This is a genomic window from Pseudomonas sp. CFBP13508 (assembly GCF_005233515.1).
Taxonomy (GTDB): Bacteria; Pseudomonadota; Gammaproteobacteria; order Pseudomonadales; family Pseudomonadaceae; genus Aquipseudomonas; species Aquipseudomonas mercuritolerans.
Map to the genome: position 1 here is coordinate 185199 of NZ_QFZZ01000001.1, position 12647 is coordinate 197845.

Sequence of the window (12647 nt, forward strand, 5' to 3'; positions counted from 1 at the left end):
CAATCATGTCGAAACTTTTGCTGATTGACCTCGACGGAACAATGATCGACACGCCGCATTTTCAAGCGTGGAGCAACGCCGCTCACAGACTTGCCGGCAAACAACTGACTCAGCGCGAATACATTGACCACATTGCGGGGCGCCCTCGCATGGAAGGCGCTTCACGATTGCTGGCGCTGATCACCGATGACATCGGTGCTCAAAGGAGCGCCTCGCTCAGCGCAGACGAACTGGCGGAGTACAAACAAAGGGAATTTCTTCAGCTCTCTCAGGGCACTGAGCTGTTCGAGGATGCAAAGCGCTTGCTGGAACGCATTGCACAAGCCGCACAGCCAGTGATGTTTTATACGGCGTCTCTGAATGCGCCGCAATTGTTCGAGGCGGCTATCGAGCGCTCCAGTCTGCGGCAAGAATCAAGGTTATCGATTACCCGACAGGCGCCCGGTCAGAGCCGCGAAGCGCTGATTCAACAACTGGTCGGAAGCCGCGATCCGCAGGATGTCGAGCTGATTGACGACAGTCCCTATGCAACGGATCTGGCCTGTGGCCTGGGGCTCCACGCCTGGCAGATCCGCCGGCATGCTCTTGAGCCCAAGGCTGCTCATCCACAGGCATCAATACTGTCATCGCTTGATGAATACCCCCTGGCAAACCCATCCCAAGGAAGGACCATGAATAATCAATCCGCTGTTCTCGTTACAGGCGGTGCGGGCTACATTGGCTCGCGTCTGGTACCAAAACTGCTGGCTGCCGGTTACCGGGTCCGGGTACTGGATGCGCTTTATTTCGGCAACGGCCTGGAGGGCGTGATGAACCATCCGGCACTGGAATTCATAAAGGGCGATATTCGCGATCCGCTGCTCGTCGAGCAGTCGCTTCGGGGGATGCACACCGTTGTCCATCTTGCCGCAGTGGCCAATGATCCCAGTTTCAATTCGGCACCCGAACTCGGCCAGTCCATCAATATCGATTGTCTGCCGCATCTCATGAGCAGTGCAAAGCGCCTTGGCTGCCGGCGCTTTATCTATGCATCCTCAGCCAGTGTCTACGGCGTCAATACAGAACCATTTGTCGATGAGCGCCAACCCTGCGTGCCCATCACCGACTACAACCGCTTCAAGGCTGACGGCGAAAAAATACTGTTCGGGCTCACTGATGCATCCTTTGAAACCGTCGCGGTTCGAGCCGCTACCGTGTGCGGCTGGTCGCCTCGCCAGCGCCTGGATCTGACCGTCAATATCCTTACCGCCAGTGCGCTGGCGCGCGGTGAAATTACCGTGTTCGGCGGCAGTCAATACCGCCCCAATGTGCATATCGGCGATCTGACCCGGCTGTATACGATGCTCGTGGAGCGCGAATCGCTGGACGAAGTCTGCGGAACCGCAATCAACGTCGGCTACGAAAACCACACGGTGACCGAGATAGCCGATCAGGTGAAACAGGTTGTCGATCGCTACTTCCTCGTCAACGTGCCGATCACCACTACCCGCAGCGATGATGTTCGGTCTTACCGTCTGGATTCGCGACGGGTGCAGGAGACACTGGGTTTCGAGTTCATCTATTCGATCAGGGATGCCATCGTGGAAATCTGCGAGCAATGGCAATCCGGGAACTTCAACGACAGTGACGATGTGTTATCCGACACCCGCTATCACAATGTGCGCAACATGCTGCACAAAGACTGGTCGTTCCAGCCGTCGGGGGACACGTCGTGCTGACCATCGCTTATGGAGAGGAGTGCGAGGATATCGTCGGTATCGAGCCGCGGACATCGTCCTTCGCAGCCTGCGTGGCAATGCTGGCCAATCCCTTGATCGGCGTGCGCCCGCATGTGCCCAGTGCCTCGCCGCGCACACGGCGCACGCAACTGCTCTGCGCGGGGGTCTATGCACCCGGGGTCGGCGTTTCGCGGGAGATCATTTCTTTGCCAGCGCCGGCAGTCCTGCGCCTCTACGATGTGGACACGGGCGAACCTCTCGAGCCATCAGGCGATGGACCGGCGGTGGTGTTGGCAATGGATCAGGCGACAGTCAGCAGCCGCGAGCTGTTCCAATTGCGGGGCGTCCGTTATGAGCTGACGGTTGATCAGTTCATTGATGCCCCTGATGACAGCGCCGTGTCGACCCGCATCAGTCTGACTCGACTGGGCGAGCCGACCGGTGCGCACCGATTGCGACTGGATTACGGCGTGGATGGCAGTGCCGAGAATGAATACCTGGGCACCAGTGACTGGCTGACCGCCCGACATTACCGTTTTGGGCAAAGTGTTGTCGATCGAACGGCCTTCACTGTGGATGTCGATGCCGCAGAGTATCGGCTGCGCTACGACGTACGTGTCGAACAGTCCGGTTCAGCGGCGAGTTCCGTTGTTTGCTGGCGACACGGCCTGCAGGGTTGTATTGCTTCCGTCACCATGGATTTCAACTCGGTGCTGCAGCATCGCATCGCCACGCATTGGCGGGTTGCAATCGATGGCGAGCACAGTATGCCCGACGCGCTTTCTGGCGACTTCGATGTGACCCATATCCAGAGCAGCCATCTTGACCGATGGAGCAGGATCTGGAGCGAGCATGACGTCACCGTTCAAACCGCGCAGAGAGGTATCGATCTGGGCATCAAGTACGCGATGTTTCAATTGCTGCAGCACGGCGTGGGAGTCGCGCCCCCCGAGCGGGGAACGCTCTCGCCGGCGCGCGGCCTGACCAGTACGTATCACTCCGGAGCGACGTTTTTCGATACCGAACTGCACAAGTGCATGTTCTGGATCTGGAACGAACCCGGCGTCGCCAGGGCGTTGATTGACTATCGCTACCACTGTCTGGAACAAGCGCGGGAGTTTGCTCGGGCCAGTGGCTATGAGGGAGCGCGTTTTCCGGAAGCAGCCAATGATCGAGGGCGGGAAAATGGTCCCCATTATGTGCTGGCGTATCCCGAACAGGACATTCGACGAGAGTGGAGTGTCCATGAGGTGCTCCACATTTCGGCAGACGTTTGCTATGCCGTGAACAAATACTGGAAGGTCACTGGTGACGATGCGTTCATGATCTCTCGCGGCTTTGAAATGCTGCTTGAGTGCGCCCGTTTCGCCGCGTCCGTGTTCAAGTGGTCCGAGAGTCGTCAGGCGTATGTCGTTGAATCGGTCATGGGGCCGGACGAATACCACTATCATGTGGACAACAGCTTTTTTACCAATTACATGCTGCGCTGGTGTCTCCGGTCAACGCTTTCCCTGTGCGACCGGCCGGGCTTTCCGGGATTGCCCGAGGCACAGTCCAGGCGCTGGCAGTCGATAGCCGATAACGTCTTTCTGCCCTGGATCACTGTGGGTGGGGTGGTCATTCCTGAAGAGTTCGAGGGTTATGCCGCCTTACCTGACACGCAGCTGCGTTCCGACAAAAAGCGTGGGCCGCAGTTTGCGGACGAGGCCGAACGGGAGAGCGCAGAGAATCTGCAGAATTTCGCGTCGCAGGTGGTCAAACAGGCGGACATCGTGTTGTTGATGTCGATGTTTCCAGAAGATTTTTCAACGGACGTGAAACGCGCAGCGTTCCAATATTATGAACCGCGTACGGTGCATGAATCGTCATTGAGCTACGGCCCGCACGCGGTTGTCGCCGCGCACTTGGGCAAGACGTCGATCAGTGCCGATTTCATTGCTCGGGCCAGCCGCTACAACCTGGATTTCACCCCGCTCGACGACTACAGCAATGGCCTGCATCTTTCCGCCTATGCCGGAGCCTGGCAGGGCTTGGTGGAAGGGCTGGCAGGACTTGATCTCGTTGCGGACCAACTGGCCTTCCGCCCGAGGTTGCCCGCCGATTGGGATGCCTACCACTTCACCCTTGAGTTTCGGGGCCGGCGTCTGCGCATTTCCGTAATCGGGGACGATGAGCTGGAAATCCGCGAGGGCGGCCGGCAGTTGCCAACCGAACGTGCCCAGGATGGATATATATGCCTCAAGGAGGGGCACCGATGATTTCTATCAAAGAACGCTTATCCCCCTATAACGATGCGCTGCGAGTCTTGCCTTTTCGCAAGTTGCTGATCGGCCAGGGCCTGTCGATGGCCGGCGACGCCATCTGTCTGGCGGCGCTGCCGATAGCGCTGATACGGGACGGTTTTGGTGGTGATGTGTTTGGCTTCATCATGGCCGCAGTCGGAATCGGAACCGTCGTCGGTGCTCTGGCCGGCGGCATGCTGGCGGATCGCAAGTCGCCTCGACAGGTGCTCATCTACACCGATACGGCCCGAGGCATGGCGCAGCTTGCGGCCGTCGCACTGCTTCTGACCGGTGCGCCTTGGGGCTGGCTGGTGCTGGCCTATCTGATCTTCGGCATCGGCATCGGCGTTTCTCGGCCCTGCGCTCAGGTGCTGCTGGTCAGCCTGTTACCCAAAAAGGCGCTGGTCGCGGGCAACGGCGCGATGAACTTCCTCGATAACCTGGTCGCCATTCTGTTTCCGGCGACGTTGGGCGTGTTCATCATCTTGTGGGATCCGGTCTGGGGGATACTGATCGATGGCTTGACCTTCTTCGGCGCGGCGATTTACACCGCTCAGTTACCGAATGTCGGCCGTCATGAATCCGAAGAAGAGTTCTCCCTGCGCGAGGCGTTCAAGGGCATCACCGTGGTCAGCCGTAACGCCACGCTGCTGCTGGGGTTTGCGGCGACGCTGGTGGTGAACGTGCTGTGTTTTCCGATTTTTCTGGTCGTTGCACCCTACGCGATCAGTCTTCGTTTCAGCGAAGAAATGTGGGGATATTGCCTGGCAGCATCAGGGTTCGGCGCTTGTCTCGGATCGGTTGTCACCGTGCTGGCCTCGGGGCACGAACGCCTGGTGGGCCTTGCTGTGGTATGCGGGTTGTTCCTGGCCGGAGCGATGGCGTTACTCGGGCTGGGAACGGCGGCATGGATGGCGGTTCTGGGGGCGACGTTCGTCGGTATCGTCGAAGCGTCCTGGCTCACCGGCTGGGCAACCGCCATGCAAACACTGTCGCCCGAAAAGGATCTGGGCAAAGTCGTGGCGGTGGATACCTTTGTCACCAGCGGTGTGCACCCGTTCATTTATCTGGGCAGCGGCGTAGTCGGCGGGATGATCGGCTATTCCCAGACGCTTGCGTTGACCGCCGTCATCAGCGCGGTTGGCACTCTGCTGATCGTCCTGACGTCCATCATGTTCATGCCAGGGAGTGCGCGTAATGATCAAGTGCAATAACGTACAGGAACAGGCCCAGGATCTCTGTGGCGAGATCTTTGAACGCTGGCGGGAGCTGTTGCAATCGGGCGAGTTCATTCTCGGCGATCAGGTTCTGGCGTTCGAGTCATGGATGTCGGATCGTTGTGGCGGCGCGCACGCCGTTGCCCTCAATTCAGGCACGGATGCGCTGTTTCTGGCATTGCGCGCGCTCGATATCGGCCCCGGTGACGAGGTGATCACCTGCGCCAATACCTTTGTTGCCACAGTCGGAGCCATTGTTGCTGTTGGTGCCCGGCCGATCCTGGCAGATGTGGGTGACGATGAACTCCTGAGCGTCGAGACGATTGCGCCACTTGTGACTGATCGGACCAAAGCCGTGATTCCTGTCTATCTGCGCGGGCGCCCTCTGGATATCGACCCCATCATCGACCTGTGCCGCTCGCGCGGGGTTGCCGTGATCGAGGATTGCGCTCAGGCGATCGGCACTACGATCGATGACCGGCAAGTCGGCACTCGCGCTGATGCGTCAGCGTTTTCCATGCATCCGTTGAAGACGCTCGGTGGTCTGGGTGACGGTGGGATGCTGGTGACTCGCGATCCGGGAATTGCCGAATACGCGCGGATTGCACGCAATCACGGCCTGGAAAACCGTAACGAATCGATCCGGTTCGGCATCAACTCCAGACTCGACTCGTTGCAGGCAGCAGCACTCAACATCAAAGCGCAGTATCTGGATCAGTGGCTGAAGCGACGCGTGGAAATTGCCGCGTTCTATGATGACGTCCTCTCGACAACCCGCACGGGCACTGACCTGGGGCGCGGCAAACCGGGAAATGCCTACTATCACTATGTCGTGCAATCCACGCATCGTGACGAGTTGCAGGCTTATCTGGCAGAGCACGATGTGCAAGCGGCCATTCATTATCCGGTGCCCATTCATTGGCAGAAGGCATGGTTGAGCAGTCAGCCGCGCATTGCGTTGCCCACAACCGAACGCCTGTCCCGGCAAATGATCACACTTCCTTGCCACCATCATTTGTCGGATGGCGACGTGGAAAAGGTCGTCACGCTGATCAAGCAATTTGAACGCACGGTGAGGTGGTGAGCGTCGATATCGAATGTGTCGTGATTGGCGCCGGAGTGCTCGGGCTGGCTGTCGCCCGGGCCCTGGCCGTGAGCGGCCGTGAAGTGATCGTGGTGGAGGCGGGTGAACGCATTGGCACGGGCATCAGCTCGCGCAATTCAGAAGTCATTCACGCCGGCATCTACTACCCCACTGGCAGCCTCAAGGCGCAAATGTGCGTCGACGGCAGGCATCGCCTGTATGCCTTTTGCGAAGCGCACGCAGTAGCGCGCCAACCTCTGGGCAAGCTTGTTGTCGCAACCGATGAGGCGCAGTGCGGGGCATTGCAGCGGTTATGGCAGCAGGGACGGCGCAATGGGGTCAACGACCTGCAACTGCTCAGCGCCCGGCAGGCGCTGGAACTGGAGCCTGAGTTGTCATGTATCGCGGCACTCTGGTCGCCCTCTACCGCAATTGTCGACTCCCATGCCTTGATGCTTGCCTTGCAGGCAGACGCCGAGGCGGCGGGCACCTCGTTTGCCTTTAACACGCCGTTCGAATCGGCCTGTCGTCGCCCGCAGGGTTTTGAGTTGCAGATCGGCGGTGCGCAACCCATGAACGTCAGCTGTGGCGAACTGATCAACTGTGCGGGCTTGTCTGCGCCCCAGCTTGCGGGTCACATTGTCGGTCTGTCTTCACGATACGTCCCGTTGGCCAGGTTGTGCAAAGGCAGCTACTTCAGCTTCAGCGGTCGGATACCTTTTCGCCATCTCATCTATCCCGCGCCCGAAGCCGCGGGTCTTGGCGTGCACATGACGCTTGACCTGGGGGGGCAGGCGCGTTTCGGACCGGATGTCGAGTGGATCGATCAGGTTGATTACCGTGTGGATCCTCAGCGGGCCGAAGGTTTCTATCAGGCGATTCGCCGCTATTGGCCCGGCCTGCCCGATGGCAGCCTGGAACCGGCCTATAGCGGCATCCGCCCGAAAATCAACGCCGTACACGAACCGGCGGCGGACTTTGTCATCAGTGGCCCATCGGCGCATGGAGTGCCGGGGCTGGTTAATCTGTTCGGCATCGAATCTCCAGGATTGACGAGCTGTCTCGCCATCGCGGAGCGTGTCGTACAGGCGCTCGGGCAAAATTGACCAGCCTTTGTCCAGAGGGGGTCACACGTCCAATTCGATCAGCTCGCCATCTTCCTTTTCCAACCGCTGCAAAAACACCTGCGCCTCCAGCAATTGATACGGAAAATACAGCCCCGGCCTTACCGGCGCTTGCCCATCCAGCCCAACCAGCCGCTCCAGCAACATGGCCACACTGAGCCCGGTCAACGCCGCTGCACCTGCGCGGTGAACTACGGCGTGGCGGGTGTGCAATGGCTGTCCATCGTGATCCGTGCCTTCGAGTTCAATGAGTATTTCCGTCGACATCGGCTGACCCTGACGCCGGGTCGAGCTGACGCCGCTGGCGAGGTTGAACTCGACGTTCGGGGCGTCGGTGGCGGCGGCCAGGCCGGTGACGTCGATCAAGGAGAAGCCGGTGCCCTGCAGGGTCGTGCCGTCGACGGCGCGGAAGCTGACCTTGGCGTCGTCGCCTTCACGCCAGATGAATTCGCCGTCACGGCGGGTCAGCGCGGCGGGCAGCATTTTGTTCAGGTGTTCGAAGTCGACGGCCACGGTCGGGCCGCCGCCGTCCTGTTCGTCGACCAGTGCATGAATGCGGATGTCGTGCACGCGGGCGAATGCCTGGGCGATGTGCAGCGTCGCTACCGTGGTGGCGCCGACCATCCATTCGTAGCCGAGGACAATGGGCGACACGTCAGGCGTGTGCATGAAACTGGCGATCTGCGGGGCGATTTCGAACACGCCGGAAGAGATGCTCAAGTGCGGCACCTTGCGCTTTTGCGCAAAGCGCAGCCCGGCGAGGGCGTGGTCCATGTAGAACAGGGCGATGGCGCTGACCGGGCGATCACCCAGCCCCAGATCATCTGCGCGAGCATCGATGACCACACCCTGGGCATTGCCGATTTGCTCGGCGGTTTGCTGAGCCTTGGCGAGGTCGCGTCCGCCGATCAGCAAGGGGACGTCGGGATGCGCCGCGCGCAATGCGCGGGCCGTCTGATGGCCGATGGCGCCGGAGCCGCCCATGAACAGAATGGGATGAAGTGGCATGAATCCTCCTCATTTTTCCTGGATTGAAACGTGCTTGGGCTAGACACCCTAGCACGCACTTTCCAGTTCGCCGGTGCGCCTGGTCTGCGCACCGACGAACGACCACTTGAGGAATCAGCCCAGATGATGCCGCTGTGCAAGGCGATAAACATCGGTGTCGAGGCCTTCGAAACGGGCTTTCAACTGCAACGCCAGATACAGCGAATAGTGCCGTGACTGATGCAGGTTGCCGCCGTGGAACCAGAGGTTTTGCTGCTGGGTCGGCTTCCACATGTTGCGCAGTTCACCTTCATACGGGCCGGGGTCGTTGGTGGTGCCGGAACCCAGGCCCCAGCAGCGCCCGACCCTGTCGGCGACTTGCTGGGAAATCAGCTTCGCGGCCCAGCCGTTCATCGAGCCATAACCTGTCGCATAAACGATGAGATCGGCCGGCAAGCGGCTGCCATCGGTGAGCACCACCGCGTCCGCTTCGATGCGTTCGACGCCGAGGCCCGGCGCGCTCTTGAGCTTGATGGTGCCGTTGGCGATCAGTTCCGAGGCGCCGACGTCGATGTAGTAACCCGAGCCACGGCGTACGTATTTCATGAACAAACCCGATTCATCGTCGCCGAAATCGAGCATGAAACCCGCCCGGCTCAGGCGTTCATAGAAGTCCTTGTCGCGCTCCTTGATCGCGTCGAAGATCGGCCGATGAAACTGTGGCATTACCTTGTACGGAATCGATGCGAACAGCAGATCGGCCTTGTCCGTGGTCAGACCCGACTCGAGCGCCTCTTCGGAATAAAGCCCGCCGAAAACCAGTTCCATCAGGCTGTCCGAACGCACGATGTGCGTGCTCGAACGTTGCACCATGGTCACCTCGGCGCCGTTTTCCACCAGATCGGCGCAGATGTCGTGGGCTGAATTGTTCGCGCCGATGATCACTGCGCGCTTGCCTTTCCACGCATCGCCGCCGGGGTGACGGCTGGAGTGATGTTGCTGGCCCTTGAAGTCTTCGGCGCCTGGATACACCGGCACATTCGGTACGCCAGACATGCCGGTGGCGAGGATCAGTTGCGTCGGTTGCAGGGTGATGCGCTCGCCGTTGCGCAGGACCTCCACGGTCCAGCGGCCAGTCTGCTCGTCAAACGTAGCGCCGAGGCACTCAGTGCGCGGCCAATAGTTGAGTTCCATGACCTTGGTGTACATCTCCAGCCAGTCGCCGATCTGGTCTTTCGGGGTGAACACCGGCCAGTGGTCGGGGAAGGGCAGGTAGGGCATGTGGTCGTACCAGACCGGGTCGTGCAGGCACAGCGACTTGTAGCGGCCGCGCCATTGATCGCCGGGGCGTTCGGCTTTGTCGATGATCAGCGTCGGTACGCCCATGCGTTTGAGCCTTGCGCCGAGGCCGAGCCCGCCCTGACCGCCGCCGACGATCAGGCAGTACGGTTGCGTGGTGATGCCCAGCGCCGCTTCTTCTTCGCGGCGGCGCTCCAGCCAGTTGCGCTTGTCAGCGTGGGCATGGCCGTGGCTCGCGCCCATCGGCCGGCGGCGGCCGCTGGGTTCTTCGAAGCCTTTGAGTTCGCGCATGGTGGTCAGCAGCGTCCAGCACAAACCGTCTTTCAGGCGCACATAGCCTTTGCCGCGCGCCGAGTCGGTTTCCAGACTCATCCAGCCTTCAAGCACGCCATCGCTAAGCGTGGCTTCACCTTCGAGTTGCCAGCGTTCGGGCCGGGTCTGCTCAAGGCGTGTTTCGAGCATGTCGCGAATCGCCGGTTTGCCTTCCAGGGTGACGAGGTTCCAGCTGAACAGCAGCAAGTCACGCCAGTGGCATTCTTCGGCAAACAGCTCCAGCGTGCCGTCCACATCTCGTTGCGCCAGACGTCCGCCGAGGCGTTCGACCCAAGCGGCGAGTTGCGCTGTTGGCGATTGCAAAGAGGTTTCAATAGCGATGTTCATGGGGCCACTCCCGATCTTGTTGTTTTGGTAAGCCATGGCATCAGAGCAAGGCTTGGGCCATCTCCTTGAAAGACGCGGGCCAGAGCGTTTGATGCAAAGGCCGACAAGGCTTGGCACAGGCGACATGTCACAAATTCGAGAATCGCGGATGACACTGTGTCACTCGGCGCGAAATTCCCCCGCAACGAGCTTTTCATCTAAGCTGCGGACACACCCGTGTCTTCACCGAAGCGGAGAACAACAACAATGAAACCGGCCTCGATCAACGCCCACGCGCGCCAGGTACTGCAAGCGGTGCAGGGCTCTGTTGCCAGCCACAGCGCGGCGGCAGACCTGGCGATCACCCGTTCGTGGCGGCGTTGCCTGGATCAATACCAGCTCGATCCGGCCAGCCGCCGCGCGCCGGATGTGCTCGAACAGGCGCGTTTGCGCGAACACCGTGCGCCGCTGGAACACATCATTTCCGTGGCGCACTGGCAGATGAACAGCCTGCACCAGCAACTGGGACGTGACGGCCATGTCGTGCTGCTCACCGATGCCCGCGGTGTGGCAATCGACAGCGTGTTCAACGAAGCCGAACGCGGCGAGTTCCAGCGCTCCGGGCTGTGGCTCGGCTCGGTCTGGAGCGAGGAGCACGAGGGCACCAACGGTGTCGGCACCTGCCTGGTCGAGCGCCAGCACGTGACCATTCGCCGCGACGAGCATTTTCGTGGCCAGCACGTCGGCCTGACCTGTTCGGCCAGCCCGATATTCGACGCCAGCGGTGAGTTGCTCGCGGTGCTCAACCTGTCCTCCGTGCGCGAGGAAAGCAGCCTTGAGCAACGCTTCAAGGCCATGGCCCTGACCAATCTGTCGGCCAGGTTGATCGAGAGCTGTTTTTTCCTCGGCCACGATCCGCAACGCTATTTGCTGCGGTTTCATCCGGATGCCGGGTTTGTCGGGCTGCTGGGTGAAGGCCTGCTCAGCTTCGACGAGAGTGCGCGAATCTGTTCGGTGAATGCGGCGGCGCTGGATCTGTTGGGCCTGAGCCGCGAGCAGATGGTCGGGCAGTCGTTGACTATGCTGCTGGAAACGCCGATGGAGCAGTTGCTCAATCAGGCCAGTGCCCAGGCGCACGTCTGCTGGCCGATGCGGTTGATAGATGGACGCCTGTTCTACGGCCAGTTGCGCGAACCGATCCGCTCCGCGCCGTTGACCCTTGCGCCTGTCCCGCCAATCAAGGATGAGCGCGTGTGCCTGGAAGACCCGCGCCTGCAACGCGGATTCGCCCGCGCACTCCGTGTACTGGAGCGCGACGTGCCAGTGTTTCTGCAAGGTGAAACCGGCACCGGCAAGGAGGCCTTTGCGGCAGCGCTGCATCGCGCCAGCTCGCGCGCCGGCCAGCCGTTTGTCGCGATCAACTGCGCGGCGATCCCCGAGACGTTGATCGAAAGCGAGCTGTTCGGCTATCGCGGCGGCAGCTTCACCGGCGCGCGCAAGGACGGCATGGTCGGCAAGCTTGAGCAGGCCCATGGCGGCATTCTGTTTCTCGACGAAATTGGCGACATGCCCCTCGCGGTACAGACCCGTCTGCTGCGCGTGCTCGAAGAGCGTCAGGTCGTGCCGTTGGGCAGCGCAACGCCGCGACCGCTCGATGTACGCCTGATCAGCGCCAGCCACCAGAATCTGCAAGCCTGCGTGGCCGACGGACGCCTGCGCGAGGACCTGTTCTATCGCGTTGGCGGTTTCGCCGTGGAACTGCCACCGCTGCGCGAGCGTTCCGACAAGGGCCGTCTGCTCGACCTTCTGCTGCGCGAAGAAGCGGCGGGTGCCAATGTGCGGCTGGAAGCGGGAGTTCGACAACACTTGCTGGCTCAGCCCTGGCCGGGCAACGTCCGGCAACTGCGCACCTGTTTGCGTACGCTGGTGGCGTTGGCGGTGGACGGCCGGGTCACGCTGGAGGACGTGCAGGAGTTATTGCCTGTAAGCCACGACCAAGCTGTTGACGATCCACTGGGCGTATCCGAACGGCAAACTCTGCTCAGCTTGATTGAAGCTGAACACTGGCATGTCGCGCGTGTTGCCCGTCGTCTGGGGATCAGCCGCAATACGCTGTATCGCAAGCTTCGTCAGCATGGGATCAATCGACCTGGTTGAAGACAATCGCGATCATTTGCGTTCATTCGCTGTCGATTGCGTGCATTGCCGGGAATTTGCTTGGATCCAATCATTAACTCACTATATCGCATGCCGACAAGCGGTAGGCTGAGCCTATTGCTAGAAGTGATGGCGCAATG

8 protein-coding genes are annotated in these 12647 nt (G+C 60.6%); 6 read left to right on the forward strand and 2 right to left on the reverse strand.

Going from position 1 to position 12647, the window contains the following annotated elements; translation table 11 throughout:
* The first annotated feature begins 5 nt into the window (after positions 1-5).
* The 5 genes from PspCFBP13508_RS00960 to PspCFBP13508_RS00980 are packed head-to-tail and all read left to right on the forward strand — an operon-like array spanning position 6 to position 7407.
* Entirely contained in the window at positions 6-1718 is a 1713-nt protein-coding gene (locus tag PspCFBP13508_RS00960; RefSeq protein WP_137213378.1) for an NAD-dependent epimerase/dehydratase family protein, read from the forward strand.
* Positions 1712-3976 carry a glycoside hydrolase family 65 protein gene (locus PspCFBP13508_RS27500; RefSeq protein WP_206665444.1) on the forward strand — a complete coding sequence of 755 codons (2265 nt, stop codon included), beginning with the start codon at positions 1712-1714 and terminating at the stop codon, positions 3974-3976. Before PspCFBP13508_RS00960 ends, PspCFBP13508_RS27500 begins: the two co-directional genes overlap by 7 nt.
* A complete protein-coding gene (locus PspCFBP13508_RS00970) occupies positions 3973-5214 on the forward strand; it encodes an MFS transporter (protein ID WP_137213379.1) in 1242 nt (413 codons plus the stop codon). Before PspCFBP13508_RS27500 ends, PspCFBP13508_RS00970 begins: the two co-directional genes overlap by 4 nt.
* Complete coding sequence (locus PspCFBP13508_RS00975; RefSeq protein WP_137213380.1) at positions 5198-6301, forward strand: DegT/DnrJ/EryC1/StrS family aminotransferase; 1104 nt, start codon at positions 5198-5200, stop codon at positions 6299-6301. The genes PspCFBP13508_RS00970 and PspCFBP13508_RS00975 overlap by 17 nt, the downstream gene beginning before the upstream one ends.
* The gene (locus tag PspCFBP13508_RS00980; RefSeq protein WP_137213381.1) at positions 6298-7407 is read left to right on the forward strand and encodes an NAD(P)/FAD-dependent oxidoreductase; all 1110 of its coding nucleotides are present in this window, start codon (positions 6298-6300) and stop codon (positions 7405-7407) included. The genes PspCFBP13508_RS00975 and PspCFBP13508_RS00980 overlap by 4 nt, the downstream gene beginning before the upstream one ends.
* Positions 7408-7428: 21 nt before the next feature.
* Here the strand turns inward: PspCFBP13508_RS00980 and PspCFBP13508_RS00985 are convergent, their stop codons facing one another.
* Positions 7429-8433, reverse strand: a complete 1005-nt coding sequence (locus PspCFBP13508_RS00985) for an NAD(P)-dependent oxidoreductase (protein WP_137213382.1) — start codon at positions 8431-8433, stop codon at positions 7429-7431.
* Positions 8434-8547: 114 nt separating this feature from the next.
* Positions 8548-10371, reverse strand: a complete 1824-nt coding sequence (locus tag PspCFBP13508_RS00990) for an NAD(P)/FAD-dependent oxidoreductase (protein ID WP_137213383.1) — start codon at positions 10369-10371, stop codon at positions 8548-8550.
* Between the two features lie 246 nt (positions 10372-10617).
* On the opposite strand from PspCFBP13508_RS00990, the gene PspCFBP13508_RS00995 reads away from it, so the two are divergent.
* Positions 10618-12507, forward strand: coding sequence for a sigma-54-dependent Fis family transcriptional regulator (locus PspCFBP13508_RS00995; protein WP_137213384.1), 1890 nt, complete (start codon positions 10618-10620; stop codon positions 12505-12507).
* Positions 12508-12647: the final 140 nt, after the last annotated feature.